This is a genomic window from Escherichia sp. E14V7 (assembly GCF_004212225.1).
In the GTDB taxonomy this organism is placed as follows: Bacteria; Pseudomonadota; Gammaproteobacteria; order Enterobacterales; family Enterobacteriaceae; genus Escherichia.
The window spans coordinates 59,385-85,844 of record NZ_RHJJ01000020.1; the positions used below are offsets into that span (position 1 = coordinate 59,385).

Below are 26,460 nucleotides of genomic sequence, written 5' to 3' on the forward strand. Positions count from 1 at the left end.
GCTTATTCTTGCTCCAGCATCGCATTCACCCACGCGTCGAGGTTGGCGAAGGTCGGTTTGGACGCCAGATGCAGCAGCTTACGCCCGGCGTCCACCGCCAGCAGCGTCGGTTTGCCGCCTGCCTGCGCCACCAGCACGGTACGCACACATTCCAGCAAAGAATGTTCCGCCCGCGCCTGTTGTTCCATCGCGTTAGCGAGCGGGTCCATCAGGCAGTAGCAGATAAACACGCCTAAAAACGTCCCCACCAGAGCCGCCGCCACTTTCAGGCCAATCAGGGCGATAGATCCGTCAATTGACTGCATGGTAATGATGATGCCCAACACCGCCGCGCAAATACCAAATCCCGGCATCGCTTCGGCGGTACGTTGCAGCGAGCGCGATGGCGTTAACAGCGACTCTTCCGCGGTGTCCAGTTCCTGATCGAGAATGCCTTCCAGTTCATGGGCGTCAATCTTGCCCATCGCCATCAGGCGAAAGTTATCGGCAATAAAGGTCACCAGCCGCTTCTGGGTTAATACCAACGGGTATTTCTGGAAAACGGTGCTCTCTTCCGGCTGCTCAATATGCTGATCCAACATCCGCAGACCGCCGTTTTGTACCATTTCAAGCAACTCATACAGGCACATTAATAGCTGGCGCTGAAACTCCGGCCCGAGCTGTTTTTTACTGATCACGCCTTTAATTTGATGGGCAATCTCTTTCAGCACATGCTTCGGGTTCCCAATAATCATCGCCCCGAAACCAGCACCTAAAATAATAACTATCTCTGCAGGCTGCCAGATAGCAATTAATTGGCCGCCCGCTTCAAAATACCCGCCGAATACGCAGCCGAGCACCACCAGTAAACCTAATATTTTTTGCATGATTTTTTCACTTTAATTCGGATAGACAAAATCACGAATTTTCTGCGCGATCTGTTTATTCAATTGACAAATTCGGGCCTCGGTTAGCCCTAATACCAGCGCAATCTCTTTGAGATTCATCTCATGCTGGTAATACATAGAGAGGATCAGTTGCTCTTTTTCGCTTAATTGTGAAAGCGCCTGTTGCAACATTTGCTGGGTGACAAACTGATCTTCCAGCTCCCTGCCAGCAAGCGGAATGCCAGGCCCTTCACCGTTCAGTAATTCGTCGAGACTGGCGAGCGTTTCCGCCCCTTCCAGTTGCTGATATTCGAGGTAATCTCCATGCGAGATCCCTTCCACGGCCAGTTCTGACCACTCCGGCTCGTGTCCCAGTTTTTTACGCGTTTCGCGAATCAGGTCTTTCATCTGATGATATTTCTGTCGCAGCTGGCGCGGTCGCCAGTCGAGAGCGCGCAGCTCATCAAGGATCGCGCCGCGAATACGGTGCACGGCATAGCCCGCAAAACCTTCGTCCGGCAGCCCATAGCGACGAATGGCGTTGAGCAGCCCTATTAACGCCGTTTGTTCCATATCCTGACGATCAATAATGCAGTTGCACTGCGGCGCAAGGTGCCGCACCACTTTACGCACCAACGGTAAATAGGCCTGCAAGTAGTGGCTCTCCTGCTGCGGGGTTAATACCGGCGCGGCAGCAAATTCTTCTGACTCGAATACGTCCTGTAGCATGTTTATATCCGCCTGGTGATTACTGGAAGACCACTTTTTTCACCAGCAAATCCTTATACGGTGCACTCATTTTGCGACGCTGAAGATCTTTCTTTAACGCGTCAGAAATCAGTTTGCGGATGGCTGATATTTTCATGCCGCGCAAATCTTCAAATTTCATTTCCGTCAGGCATTCAACCGCAATACTTTGATACAGCGGTTCCTGATGTTTTATTTTTTCCGCTTCTTTGTCACTGGCGACCACCATCACTAATTCCGCCGACAAATAATGGTCCGCGCCGTTGTTGTCATGCAGCGTGACAATGGTTTCCGGCAACGTCACAAACACGCTTTTGCTTTCATCCAGGGTTTCCACCGCTTCCGCCCGTGCAACGGCCGTCGGTTTTCCTTTTCCGGCATAATGATGCCAGACACTCCATCCAGCTCCGGCCCCCACCACCAACGCCAGAACGGCGCTGACCACGCCCGCCACCACGATTTTCTTCATATTGCCTTTACACTTTGATCAAAACGGATTCGTTCTGTTGAAATTGAGGCGCATCATCAAGCTGTAAGGCGGCACTCACCTCTTCCTGCTGATGGCCCGACTGTTGTTGCTGCTGCGACTGCCCTTCGGAGGAAACCTGTACGTTCACCTCCATAAAATTTTGCGCCGTCAGATGCTGGCGGAGATCGTCGCTAAACTGCTGTAACGCGCGGCAAACTTCACTTTGGTTCGCGCCGATGTGCACCATCAGTTTGCCGTTGTCGAGTTGTACGGCGATCTCGAGCTTGCCAAGCGACGGTGGATCGAGACGGATGGTGGAGATCTGCTGTTGTTTGTTGAGCTGAAAGTGGATCTGATCTTTCAAAAGCATCGTCAGTTTTTCGCCCAGTTCGTCCATCGAAAGCGTGGCTGGTTTGGCGACAATCTCCTGATGATCGCTGATCAGCTCCGGCGTTTTAACCTGCAACACCGCACGCGCAATAACCGGTTCGCTGTCTGCTACTTTTTCCGTTTTACGCTCGACCTGCGGTCGCGCGGTCACTCGGGTTAGTTCAGGTTTCGGGCTAGCTGGCTGTGTTGAGACGCGCGGCTGCGTCGGCGCAATGGCATGTAAATCTTCACTGGCGTAAGTCGCCAGTCTGGCCTGCTGTTCGGGTTTCGCCTGCGGCAACTGACTGATCAGTTCCTGCAACTGCGGCGGTAACGGCGTGAGTTCCTGCTGTTGCGTCGGGCGTTGCGCCGCGTTTTGCACCACCGCTTTCGTCAATTGCTGGATAACCGGCGATGTTGCGACGTTTCGCGGCTGCGGCGTGTCCTGGTGCGGCGCGGCAGGTTGCGGAAGTAACAGCGCCATTAGCGCCTGCATTGCCACCGGATCGTTCTCCTGCGGGCGCGTCGCCTGTTGCTGACTGGTTTTAGCGCTATGAACGCGCTCCGCCACCGCCGCGACCGCCATTTTCGGCAGGGTAAACACGGGCGCGTTTTCACCGCTCACCGGCGGTAAAATATCCGCCTTCAACGAAGCGGTTTCCGCAAGCGTTCCGAGCGTGGCAAGCAATGCCGGATTCATGACTTCTCCGAAAGTAAATTAACAATTGAGTAGGCCAGTACGCCTTCCTGATGCCGCTGATGCTGTTCCATACGCGCTTTCAGCACGTCGGCACGCTGCTCGCGGCGGGCAATTAATGCGCTAAACGCGGCATGAAGTTGCGATTTCACCGCACCAAGCTGTTGCGCGTCGGTTTCCGCCGCCGCGTAATCGTGAAACTGGCGTATCAACTGCTGATGCAGTGCCGGAAGGCGTCGCCAGCGTTGCTTGTCGAGGGCTTCATTCATCGCCTCGACCAGTGCGAAAAGTTGCCTGCGTTGTTTTTCCATCGTCTTAACCCAGCTTGCCCGAAAGCCCTTCCCAGCCTTCGCGCAGGTTGCTTAAGATCAGCATCACTTCATCGATTTTCTCTGCCGACAGTTCGCCGCTGGCTTCATACAATCGGTAAACGCAGTGGTCATAGAGTCGCGAAAGGTTGACCACCAGCTCGCCGCCAGTTTCAAACTCCAGCGAACTGGTGAGCGCATTGAGAATGTCGATGCATTTATTGATGCTCTGGGCTTTCTTCTCGAAACGCCGCCCTTCAATGTGGCTTTTGGCGCGTTCCAGCTCATCCATCAGGCCAGAAAACAGCACCAGCACCAGTTCAAGCGGAGATGCCGCCGCAGTACGCGCCGCGAGATCGATCTCTTTATATTGCGAATAGCCGTCCTGTACTTGGTACATCTTTAGGGATATTCCTTCTGAGTTACGCGAATGCCGCCATGCTGGCTTTCATGGTGTATACCTCGACCAACGTGTTGGTGTACTCCTCCAGATAACGGTCGTAGTTGGCGTTATAGGTATCGGTAAGCTGATCGCCTTCGTCCTGAATTTTGCTCATCTGATCGTCAATGTTCTGCTGGCGCAGGGTGATGATGCCGTTGCTGGAGTCCGTGTAGGTGTTAATCAGGTCGTCCATCTGCGCCACCATGCTGTTGTCGCCAACGAAAATAGACGTCAGGCCGTCAGGATTTTTCTTCATTTCGTCGTTGAACTGGTCGGAATCAATCTGTAAGTGGCCGTGAGAATCAAGCGTGATGCCATAGTCAACAATCGACACACCGTTGTAGCTGGCATGGGCGATGTCATCGAGCTGGTTCGCCAGTGAACTGAGTCCGGCGTCGCCCGCAAATACCCCGGCGCTGGTACTGTCATCACCGTGAGTAGTCAGCGAATCAACCATATCAATCAAGGTGTTATAGGCATCGACAAAGGTCTGTACTTTCTCCTGGCTGGCGCTGGAATCTTCGCTGATGTTAAAGGTGGTGAGATCGCTGTCAGAATCGCTGACTTCGGTGAAAGTCATGGTGACGCCGGGGATCACATCATCAAACGTATTGCTGCTGTTGGTGATCTCTGGCCCTGTGGCGCTACCGAGATGAATAATCGCGTCCTGAGCGGAGGAAACATCCGTGGCAACGGGCGCGCTGGCGCTATCGTTGCTGGCGTCATGCCCCGTTACACTCACCGAAAACGCGCTCTGCGCCCCGGTGCTATCCGAGGTGAGCATAATGGTGGTGGTGCCGTCGGTTTTTACCAGCGCAGCCGACACGCCCGGATTGTCATCGGAGTCGTTAATCGCATTCACCAGTTCGCTGGCGTCGATAAAACCGTCGCCGTCACCGTTCTGATCCGCCGCCGCCAGGTCGATATCCATGGTGCTGTCGCCCATGGTCATTTCAAACGTCCCCGTCGCAGAAAAGGCGTCGTCGCCCATACTGAACGTGGTTTGCTGCCCCTGCGCCAGTTGCTCAACAAAAAATGAGTAGCTTCCCGCCTGTGCCTGGGAATTGGCGGAAACGGTCGCCGAGTCATTATTGCTGGTGGCGGCGAAAGTCACCGGGCCGTCGGTATCGCTGTTCAGCGCATCGACGGCGCTCTGGAAATCGCTCAACGCCGAGCTGAGCGAGTCCAGGCCGCTGCTTTCAGCGTCCAGCTCCGTTTGCTTCTCCTGCAAATTGGCTGCCTGAGTGGCGACATCTGCATAAGCGATTTCTTGCGCAATGGTTCTTGGGTTAATCATTGATGACTCCGGATAACGATGTCTGGTTATTGGCAAAAGGCGTGCCAATATTTTTTATGTGAATAATCAAGAGATTGAAAAACAGGCGGAAATGGCGTTTCCGGTCTGGCGGAAGAGTGTCTGCCGCAGAAAGCACAACACCGCCCGCAGGCGGTGTTGTTCGTGGCCGGATAAGGCATTTACGCCGCATCCGGCAATCGGTGCACGATGCCTGATGCGACGCTGACGCGTCTTATCAGGTTTACGAGTCCGCACATATTTTTATGCTTGTGCCCGTTCGTAGGCCGGATAAGGCATTTACGCCGCATCCGGCAATCGGTGCACGATGCCTGATGCGACGCTAGCGCGTCTTATCAGGCCTACGAGTCCGCACATATTTTTATGCTTGTGCCCGTTCGTAGGCCGGATAAGGCGTTCACGCTGCATCCGGCAATCGGTGCACAATGCCTGATGCGACGCTAGCGCGTCTTATCAGGCCTACGAGTCCGCACATATTTTTATGCTTGTACCCGTTTGTAGGCCCGAACTTACTGCAGCAGGCTGGAAACCATGCTGGACATGCTGTTGGACTGTTTCAGCATGGTGATGCCAGTCTGCATCAGCACTTGCTGTTTGGTCATATTGGACGCTTCCGTCGCGTAGTCGGTATCCATGATGTTACCGATAGCAACTTCGGTGTTGTCCTGCATGCTGGTCAGGTTATTAGCCGTGTCGTTCAGACGGTTGATAGACGCACCCAGCTTGGACTGGATCTGCGAAACATCATCCATCGCGGTAGAAATGCTGGTGATCATCTGGTTAGCCGAGCCAGACGCGGTAAGCTCAGTACCGCCAGACACGCCTGCGGTGCCGGTGGTGTCTGCCTGATCCGCACTAAAGGAGTTGCTGATAGCAGAAAGGTCAGTCACCAGCGTGTTCAGTTGGCTTGAAATGTTCACAGTCATGGTGTCGGAAGATTCCGCGCCCACCTGGAAGGTTACCGCGCTCTGGAACAGACCGTCAGTACCGGTGTTGCTGGTGCCGGAAACACCGAACAGGTTGGTGCCGCCGTAAGTGGTGTTTTGCAGCATGTCAGACATCTGCTGGCCCAGTTCGTCGTATTCGTCCTGCATCGCCTGCAGATCGTCGTCGCTGTAGGTGCCGTTCGCAGCCTGAGTTGACAGGTCTTTCATACGACCCAGCACGTCAGACATTTCATCGAACATGCTGTCGGCGGTTTGCAGCATCGCGGTGGCATCATTAATGTTGCTCAGCGCCACGCCCATACCGCTGGACTGTGCAGTCAGACGGTTAGCAATTTGTTTGCCCGCGGCGTCATCGGCAGAAGAGTTAATCCGGTTACCTGTCGCCAGGCGTTCCATAGATGTAGACAGAGAAGAGCTGCTTTTGCTGATTGCATTAACGGCGGCCATTGAGGCGTTATTGGTGTTAATAGATAACATGATACTGCTCCTTGGGATTAATCGTTTTCATTTCGATACCCTGTAAAAACGACACCTAAGGAGCAAACTTAAAATCGCCGTTAAAATTTTTTCGCCACATATTATCCGATGCCACTTTTAGCTAAAAAAAGCAGAAGTTAAATTCAGATAAAAAGATTATTAGCAATATCTGCCACATGGCCAGGTGTCAAAATATGTCGTTATCAATTGCTTGATATGATTAAGATTACTTTCAGTAAAATCGTTTTTTTCTCAATGTACTGATGCCAAAACTTACATTGCGTTGCAAATAGTACACATTTTACTATTGTGACGGACCCGCCATTTCGTTACATTCCACCACATAGTGATTAGGAATAATCCTATTACCATAAAATATTAATTATCACGTAAACAAATCATCTTCTCAGGGACGCATAAAACACTGTTCTATGCAGTGTGCTATCAGGAAACATTTATCCCTTGCTAAGGTAAACTCAACTATGAGTATTATTATCAACAACTGGCGGATGGACCCGTCGCTTAATGCCTTAATACATTGCGAAACGGGTGAAACACGTCGTCTCGGCGAATACCATTTTATTTTGCTGGAAACATTAGCAAAAAATGCCGATGTGGTTTTATCGCGATCTTATTTATGTGCCGAAGTATGGAAGAACCGCATTGTCGGCGGTAACAGTCTGCCGACGGCGATCCATGCGTTGCGCGTTGCTATCGATGATGATGGCAAACAACAGAACATTATCAAAACCATCCCGAAAAAAGGTTACTTGTGCAATAAAGAGTATGTGTCTTTGCCGGAGTCATCGCCTGCGGAAGAGATGATTATTACCGATCACGTACAGGAAACTGTGCCGCCTGTTCCGGAAGAAATACAGCCAACAGCACCACCTGTGACGGGAAGAAAAAAACATAAAGGACTGATGGGGTTAGCGTTAATTGCGGCAGTTATATTTGTTGGTTCGACCGTGGGCTATTCTCATATAAAAAATACGCCTGACGCCCCGCAACTGGTAAAAGAATCCGTTAATAGCCCAAGAATAAAAATATTTCATCTTAGTTCTGGAAAAGAAAATAATTCCATACCGTTACTGTCACAAACCCTCGCACCAGGGAAAGACAAACTCGATAATTTATTGTCAGCGCATAATATGACCATGACAACCTATTATAAATATGTTCGTAACCGACTGGAGAGTGATATTGTTCTGCGCAACCAGTGCAACGGTAGCTGGCAATTAACCTTTAATGTGGAAGGTTGGCAGAACAGCGATATTAATAGCGCGATGTATCAGAATTTAGAGAAGTTGTTAAATACTGTGCAGAAATGCTGACAAGTGCCAATATATGCCGGATGCGACGCTAAAGGCGTCTTATCCGGCCAACCGATAATTACCCCAATAAATTCCTCACCGTCTGGCTGGAAATTCGCGCCTGACCGTTCACCGCCTGCAATAAAATCTGATAGTTATGATTGGCGCTATCGAGCACGCCGCCGAGGTTTTCCGATGCCTGCACGGCGTTTTCCGTTTGCGGGAAGCGGGACATGCCGTCGATCAACTGCCGCGCCTTTTCCTGCTGTACCGCCATCTGCGCACGCTGCTGATTAATGTTTTCCAGCATTTGAGAAATCCCCGCCCCGCCTTGTTGCAGGCTTTGCGCAAAGCGGTCCGCCTGTGATGGTTCGGCAAAGGTTTTCAGCGGCATAAATGCTGATTTATCGCCATCGGTGCGCACGTTTAAGGTACGTTCGATGTCAGGCCACTGTTTTTCAGTGGTGGAGAAACTGATGCCATCCGCTTGCTGATGCAGCTGCACGCCCACGCGGCGCAGGGCGTTGGTCAGCCGCGTCTGGTACTGTGCGGCGCTGTCATCCTCAGACAGCATCACCGCTGAAAGCTGGGTCTGCCGCCCGTCAGAGACGCTGAACATACGCGTTCCCGGCGTGGGATTGTGCACGAGATTCGCCAGATCCGGCGAGTGAAAAGTCACCCGCGCTTCGCCCTGCAACACCGGCTGCAACTGGCGGTCCACCGCACCGCCGGAAAGCGCGGTGCGTTTGTCCAGCATCTGCATCAGCGCTGAACTCTGCGCCTGCCCGCCCTTACGCTGGCTATGACGATAATCGAGCAACTGCTGCTCCAGTTGCCCGAGGTAGTGATCCGCCTGCTGCAACGTGGTGAGCTGGTCGTTAAGCTGCACGCTGTAACGCTGCGGGCGAGTGGTAATCAGCGGCGAGGCCGGATATTCACTCGCCGTCGCCGGGAGTTTTTGCCGCACCGCCTGAGTGGGCGCAACGGTTGACGACGATACCGCAGCGCTATGCGCGCCGCCGGTGGCGAGTGACGAAGATGTAAGTCCGACCTGCATACTGTTCCTGAAAGAGTTAGAGAACGCTGAACAAATTCAACTCACTCACTTTCGAGTAAGTCTTGAGGGTAGCTTCCATTGCCACTTCCAGTCCGGTAAAGGTGATCGACGCCGGGCCGTAATCGAGATCCTGTAAAGAACCAATCAACTCATCATTAGAGGTAGAAATATCGGTCTGCGCATCGCTCAGCATCGACATGGTGTTCTGCGTCTCGCCGAGCGACGCAATCGAGGCGTTGAGATCGTCTGAGGCGATGTCCACCACATCAACGGCATTCTGAATATCGCTCTGCACTTGTGGATCTGCCGGGTCAACGTCCGGGTCTTGCAACTCCTGAGAGAGCGAATTGAGCGTGTTGAGCACGTCTAAATTGCTACCGAAGAAATCGCTCGCCGCCACGTTGGTGTCCACTTCCACGCCGTTCGACACCGTGGTCTGGCGGTGGTCGCTGTTGCCCTGATAGCTGTAGCTATCGGTCACGCCGTCGCCGTCGTCGTCCACCGCCACAATCGGCGGCTGATCGTTGATGGTGCCGCCAAACACGTAGTGCCCGTCTTCGTCCTGATAATTGAGCGCCGCCACCATTGATTCAGTGAGCGACTCAATATCCTGGCCGAGGCTTGCGAGCGAATCGGCGGTATTGGTGCCATTCGCCGCTTCCAGCAGGTCGTCGCGCACCGCCAGCAGGCTGTTGTTGACGCCATCGAGAATCGATTCCTGCTGGCTTAAGCCCGCCGACGCGGAGTCGATATTGCTCTGATACTGTTCAATCGCCGACTGCTGGCGGTTTAACTGGGTGATACGCGTGGCGGCGATCGGGTCATCCGACGGCTGCAAAATCTGCTTGCCAGTTGCCATCTGCTCGACCACATGCGCCAGATCGCCGGAGAGATTATTAAAACTTTGCGTCATCGAGACGTAGGTTTGTTGGGTGGTTACTCGCATTTTCGCGCTCCCGCTTAGCTGCACATTTCCAGCACCGAATCGAAAATCTCGGCCCCGGCGGAAATGACTTTCAGATTGGCTTCATAAATTTGTTGATAGGTGATCAGGTTCACCGCCTCTTCGTCCATGCTGACGCCGCTGACGCTACTCTGCTGGTTTTGCGCTGCGGAATAGACATTGGACGCGGCATCGACTTCTGTCTGATTTTGCTGACTGTAAATGCCGATATTGCTGATGATTGACGAGCACGCCTGCCCTACCGTCACGCTGCCAAGGTTGGCTATCTCCAGCGGTTCGGTGGAGATATTGATCAGCGCCTGCAGGTTGTCGCTGTTACCGCTTTCGTCCGGCGAACTGGAAAATGCCAGCTCGTCGGCGGTGATATCCGGGTTGACGGTCAGCGGGCCATCAGCATCGCTGGCATCATAAATAAACAGCGGCTCGCCGGGGTTACCGTTGAGATCGTAGCCCTGCGCCAGCTGGTTGTTGACCGCATCGGCGAACTGCGACGCTATGCTGTTGATGGTGTCGGTCAGCGGCGTCAACACGTCGTTTTGATAATCAAACAGTGCGCCTAATGAACCGCCGGTGTCGGTGGTCATCGTCGAGGTGGTGCCAGCGAAGGTCAGCGACATGGTTGGCGTGCCGTCGGCGTTGGTTTCCAGCGCGATGGTCGAGCTTTGCTGCCCGCTCACCAGCGGCTGGCCGTTTTGCAGCGTAACGTTGTAGTTGCCCTGGTCGTCGATATTGACCTGCACATCCATCATCCCGCTCAGTTCTTCCACCATCTGGTCGCGGGCGTCGTACAGCGCGGAGGCATTATCGCCGTTGGCTTCGGCCTGAGCGATTTGCTGGTTATAGCTGGCGATGCCGCTGGTGAGCGTGTTGATTTGCGACACCATCGCCTGCTGCTGGCTGATGATTTCCGTGCTTTGCGAGTCGACGTAATCCAGCGTGTTATCAATACGCAACGACAGCGCCCCGGCTTCGCTGATCACCTGCTCGCGCAGGGCGGAATCGTCCGGGCTGGTGGTCGCTTCGTTAAGGGCGGCGAAGAAGTTATCGAAGCCGCCGCTCAGGCTGCTGTTATCGTCGCTCAATACCGCTTCCAGTTGCGTGAGATACCCCTGCTGGGTGCTGTAATAGCCGTAATCGCTGGCGGCATACCACACCTGATTCACCTGATACTGGTTGGAGACGCGGCGAATGCTGTCGACCTGCACGCCGTTACCGGCGCTGTTCGGCGAACCGCCGCTGGCACCGATGGTGCTGATTTCCGCCACCTGGCGGGTGTAGCCCGTGGTCATGGCGTTAGCGGTGTTTTGCGCCGTGACGTTCAGCTCCACCTGCGCGGTTGATGCGCCGCTGTAGCCGATGTTAATCATGTCCATGTTGGATCCTTACCGGTAAATCGTGCCGGTTAAAAGCGGCGTTAGGTTGGGGATTCTTAAGTTCCGTAAACCGGGTGCCGAACGCCGGATACGGCGTACATACGGGCGCAAACATAAAAATATGTGCGGACTCGTAGGCCAGATAAGACGCGTCAGCGTCGCATCAGGCACCGAACGCCGGATGCGGCGTAAACGCCTTATCCGGCCTACAAACAGGCGCAAACATAAAAATATGCGCGGACTCGTAGGCCTGATAAGACGCGACAGCGTCGCATCAGGCACCAAACGCCAGAGCCTCATTTATGCTTCGGCGACAACTGCTTCACAATCATCGCCGCAATGCCAATCCCATGCTGCTGCGCCAGGGTGTTACACAACTCATCGTCATAAAACCCCTGCATCATGCGCACCGAATCGCTGTTAAACGGGTTATCTTTCGAATCGAACAGCTCGTTGGTTTTGCGCATCTCTTTGAGCATGTTGCGTAAAAAAATCGCCTCAAACTGCTCCGCGGCCTGCTTGATATCATTGGCCTGAACCTTCGGCCCCATTAACGCATCGCTGCCGTCAATCCCGCCGCTGACGTTGACTTTCATCAGATCACCTCCAGGTCGGCATCCAGCGCGCCCGCCTCATGCAGCGCCTGCAAAATCGACATAATGTCATCCGGCGTCGCGCCTAAACTGTTCAACGCATTGACCAGCGTTTTCAGGCTGCTCGACTCCGGCAAACTCACCACGCCAGGGCGCGCATGATTCACCGCGATATTGCTCTGCGGCGTAACCGCCGTGCGCCCGCCCGCAAAGGCATTCGGCTGGCTGACGTTGCTGGTTTCGTTAATCGAAACGGTCAAACTGCCGTGCGACACCGCCGCCGCGTGCAGCGCGATACCATCGCCCATCACTACCGTACCGGTGCGTGAGTTAAACACCACGCGGGCACGGATTTTCTCCGCCTGCACTTGTACATCGTCCAGTTGCGACATAAACGCCACCCGCGCGCCGGGACTGGTGGGCGCGCGCACGGTAACGTTGGTGGAACTCTGCGCCGTAGCAATACCGCCAAACGAAGCGTTAATCGCCGCCGCTATGTTGTTGGCGTCTTTAAACGACGGGCGTTTCAGGTTGAGGGTGATAGTGTCGCCCATCTGAAAATCGCTGGGGATCTCGCGCTCCACCGTTGCGCCATTGGGAATTAACCCGGCAGTCGGCGTATTAACCGTCACGCTGGAACCGCTGGCCCCGGTGGCATTCATCCCACCCACCACCACGCTTCCCTGCGCCAGGGCATAAACTTCGCCATCCGCGCCGTGCAACTGGGTCAGCAACAAAGTGCCGCCACGAATACTTTTGGCATCGCCAATCGACGAGACGGTGACATCAATGGTCTGCCCGCGCGAGTACATCGGCGGCAGCGTGGCGCTCACCGCCACCGCGGCGACGTTTTTCACCTTCGGGTCGATTTTATTCGGCAGCTGCACGCCAAACTGGCGCAGCATATTGGTGATGGTCTGGTTGGTGAATTTGACCTGGTTTTTATCGCCAGTGCCGTCAAGGCCCACCACCAGGCTGTAGCCGACCAGTTGGTTTTCGCGCACGCCCTGTACGTTGACCAGCGACTCCAGCGATTGCGCCAGCGTGACGCCAGGTAGCGCCATACTTATGGCGATAACCACGGTCTTAATCCAGTTTTGCATTGCACTCTCCGGCATTAAATCGGGAACAGAGGATGGTTAAACAGCCGCGTCAGCCAGCCTGCGGCATTGGCGTCGCTTAACGCGCCGCGTCCGGCATAGGAGATACGGGCGTCGGCGATCCGCTGGGAGGAAACCGAGTTGTCGTTCTGGATGTCGTCGGCGCGCACAAGGCCGCTTAAACGGATGTACTCATCGCCCTGGTTGAGGGTGAGCCACTTTTCGCCGCGAATTTCCAGGATGCCGTTAGGCTGCACCGCATGGACGGAAACCGTGATCTCCCCACGCAGGCTGTTCTGCTGCTGGGAAGTGGCGCTGCCGTCAAAGTCGCGATTGGCGTCGATGGAGCCGGAAAGCTTATCTTTGGTGTGACCAAAAATCGTCGGCGCGCCGATATCGACGGTGTTGCTTTTGCCGAAGTTGGTTTTCGCCTGTTTGCTCGACTGGGTCGATTCTTCGAGGATCACCGTCAGAATATCGCCCACGCGATAAGCTCGCCGATCGGCGGTCAGCGACCAGTTGTAGCCGGTTTCAAACACGCCCCCGGCACGCCCGTCTGCCGGAGGCGGCGCTTCGGTGGTTGGTGGCGCAAAGTATGCGTCGTCTTTTTTGACCAGAATGGCCTGCGATTCACACCCGCTAAGCAGGGGAAGCAGTGCCACCAGCCATAGATAATTTTTCACGTTCTGCCTGTTTAAATACAGTGAGTTATGTGCTCTTGTAGGTCGGATAAGACGCGTCAGCGTCGCATCCGACATTTCGCCTTACAGCGTCTGGCTGATGTACTGCAACATATCGTCCGCTGCCGACACCATTTTGGCGTTCATCTCGTACGCGCGTTGCACCGTAATCATCGCCACCATTTCGTTGACGATATCCACGTTCGAGCCTTCCAGCGCGTTGTCCTGCAAGGTGCCAAGCCCATCTTCGCCCGGTACACCTTCGGTCGGCTGACCGCTGGCGGCGGTTTCCAGATAAAGGTTGTCACCCTCGGCAGAAAGCCCCGCCGGGTTAGCGAAGTTAACCAGCGTCAGTTGCCCTAACTCGGTCACGTCGCTGTCACCAGGAAGAATCGCCGTCACCGTACCATCTTCGCCAAACGCAACATTGGTCGCCCCCGCCGGAACATCGATTTCCGGCTGCAACGGCAAGCCCTGCGAGTTGGTCAGTACGCCATCGGCGTTCACCTGCAAATTACCGTCGCGGGTATAAGCGATATCGCCATTGGCCTTTTGCACCTGCAAAAATCCCTGCCCCATAATGGCGACATTCATGGCGTTGTCGGTGGTTTCGACGTTGCCTTCGGTGAAGGTTTTCTGGGTGCCGACAATGCGCACGCCGCTACCGAATTGCAGCCCGGTCGGCATGATGTTGTTCTGGTCGAGCATCGCGCCCGGTGCTTCCTGGGTCTGGTAAAACAGATCCTGAAACATCACCCGGTCGCGCTTGAAGCCGGTGGTGTTAACGTTGGCGATGTTGTTGGCAATCGCGCTCATTTCAGCATCCTGCGCCGAGAGGCCGGTTTTGCTGATCCATAATGCTGCGTTCATAGTGGTAAATTCCGTGTTATTTTGGGGCCGCGGTTGCCGGATGCGGCGTGAACGCCTTATCCGGCCTACGATGTGCGATTACGAGCCGCGCAATAAGCGGTTGCCCGCGTCGCTGATATCTTCGGCGGTTTTCATCATTTTGATCTGCGCTTCAAACTGGCGGTTCATGGCGATGGACGACATCATCTCGCTCACCGCCGAGACGTTGCTGCCTTCGAGAAAACCGCCGCTGACTTTGATATTTTCATCGCGCTGAGCCGGAACGCCGTCTGCCGTTATCAGCATCCCTTCACCGTTTTTCGCCAGGTTAGCCACCGGAATATCCACCAGCTTCAGGCGGTCGATATCCATCGTCGCGGTCACGTCGCCGTCATCAGGCGTCACCGAGAGCGTGCCGTCGCTGCCAAACGAAGCAATGGCGTTCGGCGGCAGAATGATCGGTCCGTTATCCCCCAGCACCAGATTGCCGTCGATAGTCAGTTGCCCCTGGTCGTCCTGCTGAATGTTGCCGTTGCGGGTATACACTTCGTTGCCGTTTTTATCCTGCACCGCAATGTAACCCGCGCCCTGAATCGCCACGTCCAGCGGGCGTTCGGTTTTCTCCGCAACACCTGTGCTGTCGTTCACGCCGCTGGCCCCTTCCTGCGCCATATAGCGCGTGTCGAAGCCGCCGCCTTTCACCTTGTCGTTGGTCGCCATTGCCATATCGGCGCGAAAACCGTTGGTGTTGACGTTCGCCAGGTTGTTGGCGCTAATCTGCTGCTCGTACAGGGTCTGAGAAGCACCGCTCAACGCGGTATAAATCAAGCGGTCCATTACATTGCCTGGAACAGCGCGTCATCGAGCTGCGTGCTGGTGGCGATAACTTTGGTGTTGGCCTGATAGTTACGCTGGGCGGTCATCAGGTTGACTAACTCGCTGGTGATATCGACGTTAGAGCTTTCGAGCACGCCCGACGAAAGCGTGCCGCAGGTGCCGGAGCCGGGAACGCCAATCAGCGGGGTGCCGGATTCGCCGGTTTGTACCCACGCGGTGCCGCTCACCGCTTGCAGGCCGTCATCGTTGGGGAACGTCGCCAGCACCACCTGGCCCTGCAACATGCGCTCGCCGTTGCTGTAGGTGGCGTAAACTTTGCCATCGTCATCAACCTGCACACCGTTCTGAGTCGCGGAGGCGTAGCCGTTGGCGGCGTTGGTGGTGACAGAAAATTCAGAGCCATATTGCGTACAAGTGGAGTAATCAACGGTTAAGTCGATGGGTGCGGCGGCGTCGGTCTGAAACTCAATGGTCTGCGGCGTGGTTGGCGAAGTCAGCTTCCCGGTATTCGGGTCGAAGGTTAACGTCGTCGCCGGAACACCAGTCTGCTGCTGACCGTCGAAGGTGTACTGCACTTCCCAGGTGTTATCGCTGGTTTTGGTGAAGTACTGGCATACCGAGTGTTCGTTGCCTAATGAGTCATATACCGTGGTGGTGTAGCTGTCGGTATAGGAGCTGCTGTTGGTCGCGTCGAACGGTACGGTTGTACGGTCGATAGCCGCGTCGCTGGCATCGAAGTTGGCGGTAAAAGTCAGGCTGCTGCTGGCCTGCGCCGGGATATTGCCGGTTTTGATCTGGATATCTGTGACTGTACCGGTTTGCAGGGTGCCGCTGTCATCGACCGGATAGCCCTGCAAATAAGCGCCCGAGGCGTTGACGATATAGCCGTTTTTGTCGGTTTCAAACGATCCGGCGCGGGTGTAGGAAATGTTGCCCGCACTGTCGCAGGTAACAAAAAAGCCGTCGTCGTTAATCGCCAGATCCAGCGCGTTGCCGGTGGAGACCAGCGAACCGCCGCGCGAAATACTTTGCGCCGTGCCCGCTACGCTGACGCCCATCGCCTGGCTTCCGGCATACATGGCGGAAAACTGGGTGGTCATCGACTTATAGCCCACCGTTCCGGCGTTGGCGATGTTGTTACTGATCCCGTCCAGTTGTTCGTTAACGGCATTCAGCCCCGTCGCGGCAATTTCATAACTCATTGTGTCTTCCTGTTAATTCAAATTTTGACAGCGTGCCCGTTGTTTTGCCGGATGCGGCGTGAACGCCTTATCCGGCCTACAAAACAATGCAGTTTCATGTAGGCCTGATAAGCGAAGCGCATCAGGCAATTTGGCACCGGACATCACGCCACATCACTGTCGGCATCGGGTACACCAAACTGGCTAATCATGGTGAACGGCACTTCGCCTACACCTGCAACATTGAGCACCGGAGAGCTGCCGTCGAGCGGGATGCGCACATCTTCCACTTCGCCGGAGACTTCAATCGGCACCTCTTCTTCCCCGGTGTTGGTGACCACCGAGACGTCGTAATCACCCGGCGGGATACCGTAATCCGCCGGATTAATCGAGAAATCCACCTGCCCTGGCCCGACGGACGAACTGCCCTGCGGGATCAGCGACACCGTATAGTCATCGCCTGCGGCATCGGTAAAGTGGAGATCGGCGGTAGTACAGGCGTCGTCCAGCGTGGCGCGACCGTTAATGGTCTGGTCGCTCACCTGCAAAGCGGTGGTCTGCACCATAATGTCGTCGCCCACCAGGTTGCCGAGCGCCATCACCTGAATGTTGCTCATCAGCACCGCGTTGGTGTTGGCCTGCACGCTCATCTCTTCCATCATCGCCACCTGCGCCATCGACGAAAGCTGGTCGATGTATTCGGTGGCGTCGGTCGGGTCGGTCGGGTCCTGGTTTTGGATCTCGGCGACAAACAGCGTCAGAAAGGTATCGACGGGCGAGCTATCGCTGCTGCTTTGCGTGTCGCTGGCCGCCACATTGTTTCTTTCCGCCGTGGCGGTGGGCTGCGACGATTGCGCATTCAGCGCCAGGGTATTCATCAGGCTTCTCCCAGTTTCAGCAGGCTTTGCTGCATACTTTTCACGTTGTTGAGCACATCGACGTTGGTTTCAAAATCGCGCGAAGCCGACATCATGTCCGCCATCTGTTCCACCACGTTGACGTCGGGATACCAGACATCGCCGTTAGCGTCGGCGAGCGGCGAATGCGGTTCATAGCGTTTCAGCGCCCCGCCGGTTTGCAGCACGTCCTGCACCTGCACGCTGGCACCGTCAATGGCATGACGATGTGTACCCGCCAGCAAGCTGTGGTGATACACCGCCGCAAACACCGGGCTGCGCGCTTTATACGCCTGCGCCTCGCTGCTGGCGGGCGCATTGGCATTCGCCAGGTTACTGGCAACGGTATTCAGACGTAGCGTTTGCGCCGTCATCGCCGAGCCGGAAATCTGATAGATATCAGTAAATGACATGCTTATTTCCCTTCAATGGCCTCTCTGATGCCGCTGATTTGCAGATTCAGAAAGGTCAGACTGCTTTGATAATCCATACTATTTTGTGAAAACCGCGCCTGTTCGCTGTTCAGTTCCACGGTGTTGCCATCTTCCGACGGCTGCATCGGTACGCGGTACTGGACATCCACCGCCGCGTTATTTGCCCGTTGCATCTCCCTGGCAAAATCAATATCTTTAGCCTTGAAATTTGGCGTATCGACGTTCGCCAGATTCGCAGTCAGTAGCTCGGTCCTCTCAAGACGTAACTTCACTGCCTGCGGATGTACTCCCAATGCCTGCTGAAAACCGATCCCCATTTCCTGCGTCACTCCTGCTTCAATCCGCATACGCTAAGCAATTACCGTGCCATCTTTTAAGTGACTGATGAGAAAGGGTTTATGAGTTTTCAATTTTGCAGGCGGAAGTTTTATTTCCTCCTGGCGCTGGCCTTACCGGGCTACGCCGCCGTCCACCCCGTGCAGCACAGCGCGCGGGAACAAGTCAACGCCCAGGTGCTGAATGCCGCCAGCCAGCAGATTAAATCGCTGGCGCAGCAGCGGCATTGGCATGACTATCGCTACACTTTTAACGTCTACATTCCCTCGCAGATTGCGACCGCCGCGCCCTGTGCGACTACACCCGCCGTCACGCTGACTTCGCCTGCGGACATCGCCCTCAACCGGATGAGCTTCACCGTCAGTTGCCCGCAAAGCTGGCAGATGAACGTGGCGGTGCGCCCGGATGTGCGGGTGCCGGTGGTGATGGCAAAGTCAGTGATTGCCCGCGATACGCCGCTCACGGCGAATGATGTGGAACTGAAGCCTTACAACGTCAGCGCCCAGCGCCGCGATGTGTTGATGGATCTCGATGATGCGATTGGTTTAAGCAGTAAGCACGCGCTGCAACCAGGCAGGCCCATCACCAAAGAAGAACTGGTTTCGCCAGTGCTGGTCGGGCGCGATCAGCCGGTGATGATTGTTTACCAGAGCGCGGGGATCACCGCCTCAATGCCCGGCGTGGCGCTGAAAAATGGACGCAAAGGCGAAATGGTGAAAGTGCGTAACGCCAGCAGCCAGCGGGTCATCAGCGCAATGGTGTCTGAAAGCGGCGTGGTAACGACGGTAAGCGCAGAGTAATTTGCGCTGGCGATTAAAGTTTTGCCGCCTGTTAACCGCTTTACCAGAGTAACCCACCCCAATATCGAGACGAGGTTGCGATGAAAATCACCCCGACTATGCCAGGCAATCGCCCGACAGCCACAACGGCAGGCTCCAGCCAGTCGAGCAAAACCACGGCGGCCACCACCACGACGCTGAGCGCCGACGACATTACTCAGGCGGGATTACAGTCCGCCCAGCAAACGCTGAACGACCAGCAAGAGAGCGATATCAACAGCGACAACGTGGCGAAAATGCAGGCGATGCTGGCCTCCGGCAGCCTGCAAGTGGACACCGAACAGCTAGCCAGCGACATGCTGAGCTTTTTCCAGAACTAAGAGGCCGATGAAGTGAGTATCCGGTTACAACAGGTGAAGGCGCTGCTGCAGGGAATTCGTGATGACGACGCGCTGTATGATTGCCTGCGTGAACGTCTCCAGCGTCAGCGGATCTGCATGATTCGCCGCGCCAGCGAGGAGCTGCTGGCAGTAAACGAGGAGATAACGCATCACTATGAGCAGTTGCATAGACATAGCCATCAACGGCACAGCCTGCTGCAAGGGCTGGGTGTTAGAGTAAATCGTGAGGGTCTGGCGCAGGTTTTTGCCTGGCTTCCGGCAGTCCAAAAAGCGGCAGCACAACAGTTGTGGCAACGCCTTGAGCAAAAGGCGGAACGATGCAAAGCCTACAACGATAAAAACGGCGAGCTGTTGATTCGCCAGTATGAATTTATTCAGTCATTTTTAGGCAGCGAAGCAGATTTTCTCTATCAGGAATAACGACAATTCCTTCCCCCATCGCGGAAACGGATTTTCCGCCTGATTCTCAATCCTTTGTTTTTGATTACAAAAATTCCCGGCACGCTTATTGCACATTCCGCGAAGTAATAAAGACTGGAAGCCACCTATGAGTTTTATTGAATGTTACGAACCGGAATATGTGCGCAATTTTTTGGCGCAGCACCCCGGTTCGCCTTTATACGTCCGTAAGGTCTGGAAGAATGAGATTCGTCAGAGCCTGATGCTGACAGAGCCAGAAAGCTGCGAAGCGGTGCTCAACGATGCCAGGGCCTTTGATTTACAGCTCACCTACCGCCCTGTGGAAGAAAATACCGCGGAACTCTCCGCGCGCGATGCGATAGTAAACCAGGTGATTTTGAGCACCCTTACGCTACCCGGTTTAACACCAGAGCTTTCACTGTATGCCGTCGGTATCCTGCTCTCCCGCGCCAGTAAAATGCCAGGCAGGGATGGCGATACTCTTGCCCGACTGACAACGCTGCCACAGGCGCTGGCCGATCATGCGAAAAAAGGCACGCTGCAGGCACAGTTCGCCCAGCTCCCGCCCGTGCCTCAGCTGGCACGGCAGCTGGTGACGCTGCTCGGAAGTTTTGCATTTGACTGGTCGATTCTGCCGGAAAGCCCGCGCAAAGCCTCACTGCCGTTGCAGGTTACCTTACTGACGCTGCATGACGCCAACAGCGAAGCTTTGTTGCAACAGCAGCTTCAGGCGCAGTGGCAAACCACCTGGCAACAGCATTTTGCCGCCGCACCGTGGATGATGCGCAACTGGCTGATTTACCGGGTTTACCACGATGTAATTGGCCAGGCTGACGGGGCGGATTATTTCCTGCTGGTATGTGATTTTTATCTCATCCGCACGTTAATCAGTTTGTGGACGCTGGATGATTCACCGCTACGACAGGAGGATATTTTCGCCCTCTTCGCGGTGTTTGAACGCTGGCGAGAGAGTGAAAATGCGCTGCTGATTCGCCAACAAATTCAGGCTGAATGTTGTGCAGAGCCGCTGCTTTATGCGTTTTCGCTGCTACCTTGCTAACGCTTTCAGGCCGGTTTTTCCCGGCCTTATCTACTTCGTAAACATATCATGCAAACCGTCATCAAAACACTCGCCACCCACCGCGAAAAACCGTTCGTCAGCGTCGTCACGCCAACCTGGAACCGCGGTGCATTCCTGCCGTACCTGCTTTACATGTACCGCTATCAGGATTACCCGGCAGACCGCCGCGAACTGGTCATCCTCGACGACTCGCCGCAAAGCCATCAGCACATCATCGACCGCCTGACCAATGGCACGCCAGAGTCCTTCAACATCCGCTACATCCATCATCAGGAAAGACTGCCGCTGGGCAAAAAACGTAACATGCTCAATGAACTGGCTGTGGGGGAATATATCCTCTGCATGGATGACGACGACTACTACCCGGCAGATAAACTCTCCTGGACTATCGCCATGATGCAAAAACACCGGGCGCTCATCTCCGGCTCCGACCAGATCCCCATCTGGTACAGCCATATCAACCGTATCTTTCAAAGCCGCAGCTTTGGCCCGCATAACATCCTCAACGGCACCTTTTGCTATCACCGTAACTATCTGAAAAAACACCGCTACGACGATGATTGCAACCTCGGCGAAGAGAAAAGTTTCACCGACAATTTCAGCGTAAACCCGCTGCAACTGCCCGGCGAGCGCACGATTCTGTGTATCTCGCATAGTCACAACACCTTTGATAAAGATTTTATTCTCGGGGCCAGCACGCCAGTAAACGCGGCGCTTACAGATATCGTCCGCGATCCGCTGCTGCGCAATGCTTATCTGAGTCTGCATAACGCCACTCATCACCAGGCGATCAATCATCAGGCGATCGATCAGATCGTTCTGCTGAATCTGGATAAACGCCCGGATCGCTTACAGCAGATCCGTGAAGAACTGGCACTGCTGCATGTTCCGCCTGAAAAGATCACCCGCCTTGCCGCCTGTGAAGATGAAAACGGTCAACGGGGCCGCCGCCAGTCACACTTGCAGGCGCTGCGCCTGGCGCAACAGCACGGCTGGCAAAACTATCTGCTGCTGGAAGATGACGCGGTCATTCTCAAGCAGGAGAAACATATTCAGGTGCTGAACACGCTGCTGGCGAGCCTGGCGAAAATTCCCTGGCAGGCGATGATCCTCGGTGGCGAAATTTCGCAGGGAACGATGCTAAAAAGTTTGCCGGGGTTGGTGCACGCGCGGGGCTGCCGCAAAGTGTGCGCTTATCTGGTGAACAGCCGCTACTACCCGCAACTGGCGCAGCAGATGAGCAACGATGAGCACTCGCTGGAAGCCTGCTGGCAACCGCTGCTACGCGCCGACAAATGGCTGGCCTGTTATCCGAGCCTTTGTTACCAGCGACCGGGCTTTAGTGATATCGAGCAAAAAACGACCGACAACATTAGTCACTACTTCAATAAGTTACCCGTAGCCACCAAGCCATCTACATTACCCGTCGCCGACACCATCGGCTTTTTTATGGAAACCTCATTCCACTACGCACTCTACCGCCCAATCATCACCGCCCTACAGGCGCAGGGGCAGAGCTGCACGCTGGTGATCAACGACCGCGTGTTTAAACCGTTTCTTGATGAGATGCTGGAAACGCTAAAAAGCATCGACGATCCGCAGCTCAAAGGTATGCGCTTATCTGAAATGCAGGCACACAGTCAGAGGGTAAAATGCCTGGTCAGCCCCTACCACACGCCCGCGCTCAATGGCCTGGCGGCGGTGAACATCCGCGCTATGTACGGCTTAGCCAAAGAGACGTGGAACCACGCCGACTGGAATCGTTTTTATCAGCGTATTTTATGTTACAGCCACTACAGCCAGCGGGCGCTGGAACATTTCGGCAGCGCAAAAGTGGTCGGCAACCCGCGCTTCGACGCCTGGCATAACGGCACATTCGATCGTTCGTTGCCAGAAAATATCCAACCCGATTACCGTAAACCTACGGTGCTCTATGCCCCTACGTTTGGCGCATTAAGCTCCCTGCCCCACTGGGCAGAAAAATTGGGGCGCTTAAGCGGTGATGTGAACCTGATTTGCAAACTGCATCACGGCACCTGCTCGCGCCCGGAAGAAGCTGCATCGCTGGCCCTGGCGCGCAGGCATTTAAAACAGCGCACCGACTCTGCCCGCCACACGCTGGCGCTACTGACAAAGGCCGATTACGTGCTCACCGATAACAGCGGCTTTATTTTCGATGCTATCCACGTTGATAAGCGGGTGATCCTGCTCGATTTTCCGGGCATGAGTGAATTGCTCGACGGCGAGAAAAGCTACTCCACGCCGGAGAGCGCCGACCAGCAAATCCGCGAAATATTGCCGGTGGCTCATGATGTTGCGGAACTGCGTCATTTGTTGTCAGAGGCGTTTGACTGGGGTGCGATGCAGGCGCAGCTTACGGAAATTCGCCATCACTATTGCGATGCGTTTATGGATGGCAAAGCGGGAGAACGGGCGGCGATGGTGATTGTGGAAGCGCTGGCGGGCAAGGAACCGTCAGGGATATGTCGATAAAATTCGATTTTTTAAACATGTCGTTGGAATACGTTTATGCCATCGACATGTTTTGGCGATATGTCGAAAAAACGCGATTATTTAAACATATTTAACATAGCCAAACGGCAGACGGCATCATCTTCTCTCACTGCGGGAATTAAATCAGTAGGTGGCTTATGTATGTTCCCCCCTAATCACCTCAATAATCCCCGTCGTCGACACCGACGGCGTACGGGGAAAATAGACCACCTCACAGACACACGAGAAATCGTCAAACTTCCCCGCCCAGTCATCGCCCATCACCAAAATATCCGCACTGTAACCCCGCAGATACTCCGCTTTCTGCTCCAGCGATTCCTCCAGAAATACGCCATCCACGCACGCCAGCCCAGCGATAATCGCCATGCGGTCATCCTGATGGTAAACCGGCGCCCTGCCCTTTTTGGCGATATTTAAGGCGTCGGATGATACGCCGACCAGCAGCCTTTCGCCCAGCGAGCGGGCGCGTTGTAAAAGGCGCAGATGACCGACATGGAACACATCAAAGGTGCCGAAGGTGATGACCGTTTTCATGGCTATTCCGCTAATTTATGCCGCAGCCAGCACTGCACGGCAATATCGTCCACCGCTTTTTGCGTTTTCGCGGTGGTGCTTTCCTGTTGCTCGCGGCGTTTGTCGTCCAGCGTCAGGGCCACCACTTTCTCTTCGCACGCCGCCGCCGTCAGGTTTTTCTGCATTCGCGTGGCTTTGATGTTAGCCAGCGTTTTTTCCTGCTCCTGCCAGGCGATTACCTTGCGCAAAGTGCCTTTGTAGCCGCTGACGTTTTTCAGCGATTCCACCGACGCCGCCGCGCCCGCAGATGTTTTCTCCACCAGGTAGCCTAATGCCTTGATATTGTTGTCATAGCCCGCGCAAATCTGTTTTTGCTTTGCCAGCTCGACGGTTTTATCTTTGACCGATTTATCCCGCAGGCGCTGCAACTGCGCCAGGGTGTCGATGATTTGTCGCATAGTTACTGTTCTGCCTTTTTGGCACCAGGAAAGAGAATTTGCAGGCGGCTTTGCACCAGTTCGAGGGAGGCCGGTTCGCGCATCTCCTGGCGCAAAAATCGCTCGATAGCCGGGAACATTTTCACCGCTTTGTCGACGCTGGCGTCCGCGCCTGCCACGTAGCCGCCGAGCGGGATCAGCGGTTTGATCTCCATATAGGCGGCGTAGTTTTGCTTTAACGCGCGGGCGGATTGCTGATGTTCCGGGCGGGTGACCTGGTTCATGCAGCGGCTGATCGACTGGCCGATATCAATGGCCGGATAATGCCCCGCTTCTGCCAGTTTGCGGGTTAATACGATATGCCCGTCCAGCACAGCACGGGCGCAGTCAACGATCGGATCTTGCTGGTCGTCGCCTTCCGCCAGCACGGTGTAGATGGCGGTCATCGATCCTGCGCTTTCGCTGTTGCCTGCGCTCTCGACCAGTTTGGGGATCATGCCGAATGCCGATGGCGGATAGCCTTTGGTGGCGGGCGGCTCACCGAGCGAGAGGGCAATTTCCCGCTGCGCCATCGCGTAGCGGGTCAGGGAATCCACCAGCAGTAAAACGTGATGCCCGCGGTCGCGAAACCAGGCGGCGATGGAGTGACACAGTTCGGTGGCTTTCAGTCGCATCAGCGGCGATTCATCGGCGGGCGCGACGACGACGATAGACTTTGCCAGCCCGTCCTCGCCCAGCGAGTGGTCGATAAACTCTTTCACTTCGCGCCCGCGCTCGCCAATCAGCCCGACCACCACGATGTCGGCTTTGGTCTGGCGGGTGATCATCCCCAGCAGCACGCTTTTCCCGACGCCGCTGCCCGCCATTAGCCCGACGCGCTGGCCTTTGCCGATGGTCAGCAGGCCGTTGATGGCTTTCACGCCCACGTCTAACGGTTCGTCCACCGAACGGCGGGTTAAGGGATTGACCGAGGGCGGCAGCGGCGGCAGAAGGTCGTTGCCGTTCAGGCGGCCTTTGCCATCCAGCGGTTCGCCGAGGCCATTCACCACGCGGCCTAACCAGCTTTCGCCAATCAGGATGTCGTGGGCTTTTTCTTCCGGGAAGACGCGTGCGCCTGCCATCAGGCCGACCGGTTGTTTAAACGGCATTAGGTAGGTGATGTCGCGATTAAAGCCCACGGCCTGCGCGTCTATAAGCGTGTGATTGGCGCTTTCGATGCGGCACAGTTGTCCGGTCATTAGCGGGCAGCCGACACTCTCCAGCAGGATGCCGTTAAGGCGCACCAGCCGCCCGGCGACGCGGGCCAGCGGGATCGACTCCAGCGAGCGCAGCGCGTTATCGAAAGCGGAAAAATCACTCACCCTGCGACTCCGGCGTCAGCGTCTCTTTCAGCGCGGTCATGCACTGTTCAAGGCGGTGCTCGCAGCCGATATCCAGTTCGGATTTGTCGGTAATCACCCGGCATTCGCCCGGCGGCAGATCCGGCGAAGGCGTCAGCCCCCATTCACTGACCTTTTCCGGTACCGCGTCGCGCAGGCGGTTAAACTCTTCCGTGCTCAGCATCACCTGTAATGTTTCCGGCATTGCCGGGAAGGCCGCCAGCGCCTCTTCCACCAGCGCCAGTAACTGCGTGGGTTGCAGCGCCAGTTCACAGCGGATCACCTGGCGAGTGACTTTTTCCACCAGTTGCAGCAAATCTTCCCGCTGTTTACGTTCGATATGGGCGAGGAAGTCGTTCACTTTCCCGGTGATGGCTTCCAGCGGCTGCGCTGCCTCAACAAACTGTTTGCGCCCTTCCTGCTGCCCGACGAGGCTGCCTTCGGTGTAGCCCTGGCGTCGCCCCTCGGCAAAACCTTGCTGATGACCTTCGCTAAAGCCCTGTTCCTGGCCTTCGGTCATTCCCTGAGCAAACCCTTTTTGCAGCCCTTCCTGAAAACCGTCCATCAACTGGCGCTGGTAATCGGCAGCGCTGATGCTGGCGGTGAGCGGTTCTCCGGTCACCGCACGCTGGCGCGGCGGAAAACGGTGCAGGCGATAGCGCCCGCGCAGTGTTTCAATGGTCATG

30 protein-coding genes are annotated in these 26,460 nt (G+C 55.3%); 6 read left to right on the plus strand and 24 right to left on the minus strand.

Going from position 1 to position 26,460, the window contains the following annotated elements; translation table 11 throughout:
* Positions 1-2: 2 nt before the first annotated feature.
* The 8 genes from motA to lafA all read right to left on the minus strand — a co-directional run bounded on the left by motA (position 3) and on the right by lafA (position 6,637).
* Positions 3-866 (minus strand): flagellar motor stator protein MotA, encoded by an 864-nt coding sequence (gene motA / locus D9741_RS20775; RefSeq protein ID WP_064530473.1) that lies wholly within the window; start codon positions 864-866, stop codon positions 3-5.
* 12 nt (positions 867-878) lie between these two features.
* On the minus strand, positions 879-1,595 hold the full coding sequence (locus D9741_RS20780) for a FliA/WhiG family RNA polymerase sigma factor (protein WP_130218408.1): 717 nt from the start codon (positions 1,593-1,595) through the stop codon (positions 879-881).
* 19 nt (positions 1,596-1,614) lie between these two features.
* Positions 1,615-2,082, minus strand: a complete 468-nt coding sequence (locus D9741_RS20785; RefSeq protein WP_130218410.1) for a flagellar basal body-associated FliL family protein — start codon at positions 2,080-2,082, stop codon at positions 1,615-1,617.
* A gap of 7 nt (positions 2,083-2,089) precedes the next feature.
* Entirely contained in the window at positions 2,090-3,151 is a 1,062-nt protein-coding gene (locus tag D9741_RS20790) for a flagellar hook-length control protein FliK (protein ID WP_130218412.1), read from the minus strand.
* Positions 3,148-3,459, minus strand: coding sequence for a flagellar protein FliT (locus D9741_RS20795; RefSeq protein ID WP_130218414.1), 312 nt, complete (start codon positions 3,457-3,459; stop codon positions 3,148-3,150). The genes D9741_RS20790 and D9741_RS20795 overlap by 4 nt, the downstream gene beginning before the upstream one ends.
* A 4-nt stretch (positions 3,460-3,463) precedes the next feature.
* Entirely contained in the window at positions 3,464-3,856 is a 393-nt protein-coding gene (gene fliS, locus D9741_RS20800) for a flagellar export chaperone FliS (protein WP_000285319.1), read from the minus strand.
* 22 nt (positions 3,857-3,878) lie between these two features.
* On the minus strand, positions 3,879-5,195 hold the full coding sequence (fliD, locus tag D9741_RS20805; protein ID WP_130218416.1) for a flagellar filament capping protein FliD: 1,317 nt from the start codon (positions 5,193-5,195) through the stop codon (positions 3,879-3,881).
* Between the two features lie 527 nt (positions 5,196-5,722).
* A complete protein-coding gene (gene lafA / locus D9741_RS20815; protein ID WP_000949083.1) occupies positions 5,723-6,637 on the minus strand; it encodes a lateral flagellin LafA in 915 nt (304 codons plus the stop codon).
* 482 nt (positions 6,638-7,119) lie between these two features.
* Between lafA and D9741_RS20820 the strand changes: the two genes are divergently transcribed.
* Positions 7,120-7,971 carry a winged helix-turn-helix domain-containing protein gene (locus D9741_RS20820; RefSeq protein WP_130218421.1) on the plus strand — a complete coding sequence of 284 codons (852 nt, stop codon included), beginning with the start codon at positions 7,120-7,122 and terminating at the stop codon, positions 7,969-7,971.
* 58 nt (positions 7,972-8,029) lie between these two features.
* On the opposite strand, the gene D9741_RS20825 is transcribed toward D9741_RS20820, so the two are convergent.
* The 12 genes from D9741_RS20825 to D9741_RS20880 form a co-directional block, all read right to left on the minus strand.
* Positions 8,030-9,007 carry a flagellar hook-associated protein gene (locus D9741_RS20825; protein ID WP_130218423.1) on the minus strand — a complete coding sequence of 326 codons (978 nt, stop codon included), beginning with the start codon at positions 9,005-9,007 and terminating at the stop codon, positions 8,030-8,032.
* A gap of 16 nt (positions 9,008-9,023) precedes the next feature.
* Entirely contained in the window at positions 9,024-9,953 is a 930-nt protein-coding gene (flgL, locus tag D9741_RS20830; RefSeq protein ID WP_130218425.1) for a flagellar hook-associated protein FlgL, read from the minus strand.
* 14 nt (positions 9,954-9,967) lie between these two features.
* The gene (flgK, locus tag D9741_RS20835; RefSeq protein WP_130218427.1) at positions 9,968-11,344 is read right to left on the minus strand and encodes a flagellar hook-associated protein FlgK; all 1,377 of its coding nucleotides are present in this window, start codon (positions 11,342-11,344) and stop codon (positions 9,968-9,970) included.
* Between the two features lie 296 nt (positions 11,345-11,640).
* The gene (locus tag D9741_RS20840; protein ID WP_042017176.1) at positions 11,641-11,940 is read right to left on the minus strand and encodes a rod-binding protein; all 300 of its coding nucleotides are present in this window, start codon (positions 11,938-11,940) and stop codon (positions 11,641-11,643) included.
* Positions 11,940-13,040 carry a flagellar basal body P-ring protein FlgI gene (locus D9741_RS20845; RefSeq protein ID WP_130218429.1) on the minus strand — a complete coding sequence of 367 codons (1,101 nt, stop codon included), beginning with the start codon at positions 13,038-13,040 and terminating at the stop codon, positions 11,940-11,942. Before D9741_RS20845 ends, D9741_RS20840 begins: the two co-directional genes overlap by 1 nt.
* Positions 13,041-13,054: 14 nt before the next feature.
* Positions 13,055-13,720, minus strand: coding sequence for a flagellar basal body L-ring protein FlgH (gene flgH, locus D9741_RS20850; RefSeq protein WP_000800871.1), 666 nt, complete (start codon positions 13,718-13,720; stop codon positions 13,055-13,057).
* Positions 13,721-13,801: 81 nt separating this feature from the next.
* Positions 13,802-14,587 carry a flagellar basal-body rod protein FlgG gene (flgG, locus tag D9741_RS20855; RefSeq protein WP_000990540.1) on the minus strand — a complete coding sequence of 262 codons (786 nt, stop codon included), beginning with the start codon at positions 14,585-14,587 and terminating at the stop codon, positions 13,802-13,804.
* A gap of 78 nt (positions 14,588-14,665) precedes the next feature.
* Complete coding sequence (locus D9741_RS20860) at positions 14,666-15,403, minus strand: flagellar basal body rod protein FlgF (protein ID WP_000375449.1); 738 nt, start codon at positions 15,401-15,403, stop codon at positions 14,666-14,668.
* A complete protein-coding gene (gene flgE, locus D9741_RS20865; RefSeq protein WP_130218431.1) occupies positions 15,403-16,605 on the minus strand; it encodes a flagellar hook protein FlgE in 1,203 nt (400 codons plus the stop codon). The genes D9741_RS20860 and flgE overlap by 1 nt, the downstream gene beginning before the upstream one ends.
* A gap of 143 nt (positions 16,606-16,748) precedes the next feature.
* Complete coding sequence (locus D9741_RS20870) at positions 16,749-17,462, minus strand: flagellar hook capping FlgD N-terminal domain-containing protein (RefSeq protein ID WP_130218433.1); 714 nt, start codon at positions 17,460-17,462, stop codon at positions 16,749-16,751.
* Positions 17,462-17,893, minus strand: coding sequence for a flagellar basal body rod protein FlgC (gene flgC, locus D9741_RS20875; RefSeq protein ID WP_000010947.1), 432 nt, complete (start codon positions 17,891-17,893; stop codon positions 17,462-17,464). Before flgC ends, D9741_RS20870 begins: the two co-directional genes overlap by 1 nt.
* Before the next feature lie 2 nt (positions 17,894-17,895).
* Entirely contained in the window at positions 17,896-18,231 is a 336-nt protein-coding gene (locus tag D9741_RS20880; protein ID WP_130218435.1) for a flagellar basal body protein, read from the minus strand.
* Between the two features lie 81 nt (positions 18,232-18,312).
* Here D9741_RS20880 and flgA point away from each other — a divergent pair, with 81 nt between their 5' ends.
* From flgA to D9741_RS20905, 5 genes are all read left to right on the plus strand, one after another.
* Positions 18,313-19,050, plus strand: coding sequence for a flagellar basal body P-ring formation chaperone FlgA (gene flgA / locus D9741_RS20885; RefSeq protein ID WP_130218437.1), 738 nt, complete (start codon positions 18,313-18,315; stop codon positions 19,048-19,050).
* Between the two features lie 80 nt (positions 19,051-19,130).
* Positions 19,131-19,409 (plus strand): flagellar biosynthesis anti-sigma factor FlgM, encoded by a 279-nt coding sequence (flgM, locus tag D9741_RS20890; protein ID WP_130218439.1) that lies wholly within the window; start codon positions 19,131-19,133, stop codon positions 19,407-19,409.
* Positions 19,410-19,421: 12 nt separating this feature from the next.
* Positions 19,422-19,850, plus strand: coding sequence for a flagellar protein FlgN (locus D9741_RS20895; RefSeq protein ID WP_130218441.1), 429 nt, complete (start codon positions 19,422-19,424; stop codon positions 19,848-19,850).
* Positions 19,851-19,977: 127 nt separating this feature from the next.
* Entirely contained in the window at positions 19,978-20,910 is a 933-nt protein-coding gene (locus D9741_RS20900; RefSeq protein ID WP_130218443.1) for a lysine-N-methylase, read from the plus strand.
* A gap of 48 nt (positions 20,911-20,958) precedes the next feature.
* A complete protein-coding gene (locus D9741_RS20905) occupies positions 20,959-23,424 on the plus strand; it encodes a glycosyltransferase (protein ID WP_130218446.1) in 2,466 nt (821 codons plus the stop codon).
* Between the two features lie 156 nt (positions 23,425-23,580).
* Here the strand turns inward: D9741_RS20905 and D9741_RS20910 are convergent, their stop codons facing one another.
* From D9741_RS20910 to fliH, 4 genes are read right to left on the minus strand one after another with little or no spacing between them, the layout of a single operon-like run.
* Complete coding sequence (locus D9741_RS20910; protein ID WP_130218449.1) at positions 23,581-23,979, minus strand: adenylyltransferase/cytidyltransferase family protein; 399 nt, start codon at positions 23,977-23,979, stop codon at positions 23,581-23,583.
* A 2-nt stretch (positions 23,980-23,981) separates the two neighbouring features.
* On the minus strand, positions 23,982-24,416 hold the full coding sequence (gene fliJ / locus D9741_RS20915) for a flagellar export protein FliJ (RefSeq protein ID WP_130218452.1): 435 nt from the start codon (positions 24,414-24,416) through the stop codon (positions 23,982-23,984).
* A 2-nt stretch (positions 24,417-24,418) separates the two neighbouring features.
* Positions 24,419-25,756 (minus strand): flagellar protein export ATPase FliI, encoded by a 1,338-nt coding sequence (gene fliI / locus D9741_RS20920; RefSeq protein WP_130218454.1) that lies wholly within the window; start codon positions 25,754-25,756, stop codon positions 24,419-24,421.
* Positions 25,749-26,459, minus strand: a complete 711-nt coding sequence (gene fliH / locus D9741_RS20925) for a flagellar assembly protein FliH (protein ID WP_130218456.1) — start codon at positions 26,457-26,459, stop codon at positions 25,749-25,751. The genes fliI and fliH overlap by 8 nt, the downstream gene beginning before the upstream one ends.
* Position 26,460: the final 1 nt, after the last annotated feature.

What these genes read in the sequence shown, in the direction of transcription:
- fliJ (WP_130218452.1), bottom strand. Translation starts at nt 24,416, where the DNA reads ATGCGACAAATCATCGACACCCTGGCGCAGTTGCAGCGCCTGCGGGAT.
- D9741_RS20840 (WP_042017176.1), bottom strand. Translation starts at nt 11,940, where the DNA reads ATGAAAGTCAACGTCAGCGGCGGGATTGACGGCAGCGATGCGTTAATG.
- fliH (WP_130218456.1), bottom strand. Translation starts at nt 26,459, where the DNA reads ATGACCATTGAAACACTGCGCGGGCGCTATCGCCTGCACCGTTTTCCG.
- D9741_RS20860 (WP_000375449.1), bottom strand. Translation starts at nt 15,403, where the DNA reads ATGGACCGCTTGATTTATACCGCGTTGAGCGGTGCTTCTCAGACCCTG.
- D9741_RS20790 (WP_130218412.1), bottom strand. Translation starts at nt 3,151, where the DNA reads ATGAATCCGGCATTGCTTGCCACGCTCGGAACGCTTGCGGAAACCGCT.
- D9741_RS20825 (WP_130218423.1), bottom strand. Translation starts at nt 9,007, where the DNA reads ATGCAGGTCGGACTTACATCTTCGTCACTCGCCACCGGCGGCGCGCAT.
- D9741_RS20780 (WP_130218408.1), bottom strand. Translation starts at nt 1,595, where the DNA reads ATGCTACAGGACGTATTCGAGTCAGAAGAATTTGCTGCCGCGCCGGTA.
- flgK (WP_130218427.1), bottom strand. Translation starts at nt 11,344, where the DNA reads ATGGACATGATTAACATCGGCTACAGCGGCGCATCAACCGCGCAGGTG.
- flgM (WP_130218439.1), top strand. Translation starts at nt 19,131, where the DNA reads ATGAAAATCACCCCGACTATGCCAGGCAATCGCCCGACAGCCACAACG.
- flgL (WP_130218425.1), bottom strand. Translation starts at nt 9,953, where the DNA reads ATGCGAGTAACCACCCAACAAACCTACGTCTCGATGACGCAAAGTTTT.
- fliS (WP_000285319.1), bottom strand. Translation starts at nt 3,856, where the DNA reads ATGTACCAAGTACAGGACGGCTATTCGCAATATAAAGAGATCGATCTC.
- lafA (WP_000949083.1), bottom strand. Translation starts at nt 6,637, where the DNA reads ATGTTATCTATTAACACCAATAACGCCTCAATGGCCGCCGTTAATGCA.
- D9741_RS20905 (WP_130218446.1), top strand. Translation starts at nt 20,959, where the DNA reads ATGCAAACCGTCATCAAAACACTCGCCACCCACCGCGAAAAACCGTTC.
- flgG (WP_000990540.1), bottom strand. Translation starts at nt 14,587, where the DNA reads ATGAACGCAGCATTATGGATCAGCAAAACCGGCCTCTCGGCGCAGGAT.
- D9741_RS20910 (WP_130218449.1), bottom strand. Translation starts at nt 23,979, where the DNA reads ATGAAAACGGTCATCACCTTCGGCACCTTTGATGTGTTCCATGTCGGT.
- motA (WP_064530473.1), bottom strand. Translation starts at nt 866, where the DNA reads ATGCAAAAAATATTAGGTTTACTGGTGGTGCTCGGCTGCGTATTCGGC.
- D9741_RS20795 (WP_130218414.1), bottom strand. Translation starts at nt 3,459, where the DNA reads ATGGAAAAACAACGCAGGCAACTTTTCGCACTGGTCGAGGCGATGAAT.
- D9741_RS20880 (WP_130218435.1), bottom strand. Translation starts at nt 18,231, where the DNA reads ATGGGGATCGGTTTTCAGCAGGCATTGGGAGTACATCCGCAGGCAGTG.
- fliD (WP_130218416.1), bottom strand. Translation starts at nt 5,195, where the DNA reads ATGATTAACCCAAGAACCATTGCGCAAGAAATCGCTTATGCAGATGTC.
- D9741_RS20900 (WP_130218443.1), top strand. Translation starts at nt 19,978, where the DNA reads ATGAGTTTTATTGAATGTTACGAACCGGAATATGTGCGCAATTTTTTG.
- flgA (WP_130218437.1), top strand. Translation starts at nt 18,313, where the DNA reads ATGAGTTTTCAATTTTGCAGGCGGAAGTTTTATTTCCTCCTGGCGCTG.
- D9741_RS20845 (WP_130218429.1), bottom strand. Translation starts at nt 13,040, where the DNA reads ATGCAAAACTGGATTAAGACCGTGGTTATCGCCATAAGTATGGCGCTA.
- flgC (WP_000010947.1), bottom strand. Translation starts at nt 17,893, where the DNA reads ATGTCATTTACTGATATCTATCAGATTTCCGGCTCGGCGATGACGGCG.
- D9741_RS20870 (WP_130218433.1), bottom strand. Translation starts at nt 17,462, where the DNA reads ATGAATACCCTGGCGCTGAATGCGCAATCGTCGCAGCCCACCGCCACG.
- D9741_RS20820 (WP_130218421.1), top strand. Translation starts at nt 7,120, where the DNA reads ATGAGTATTATTATCAACAACTGGCGGATGGACCCGTCGCTTAATGCC.
- flgE (WP_130218431.1), bottom strand. Translation starts at nt 16,605, where the DNA reads ATGAGTTATGAAATTGCCGCGACGGGGCTGAATGCCGTTAACGAACAA.
- D9741_RS20785 (WP_130218410.1), bottom strand. Translation starts at nt 2,082, where the DNA reads ATGAAGAAAATCGTGGTGGCGGGCGTGGTCAGCGCCGTTCTGGCGTTG.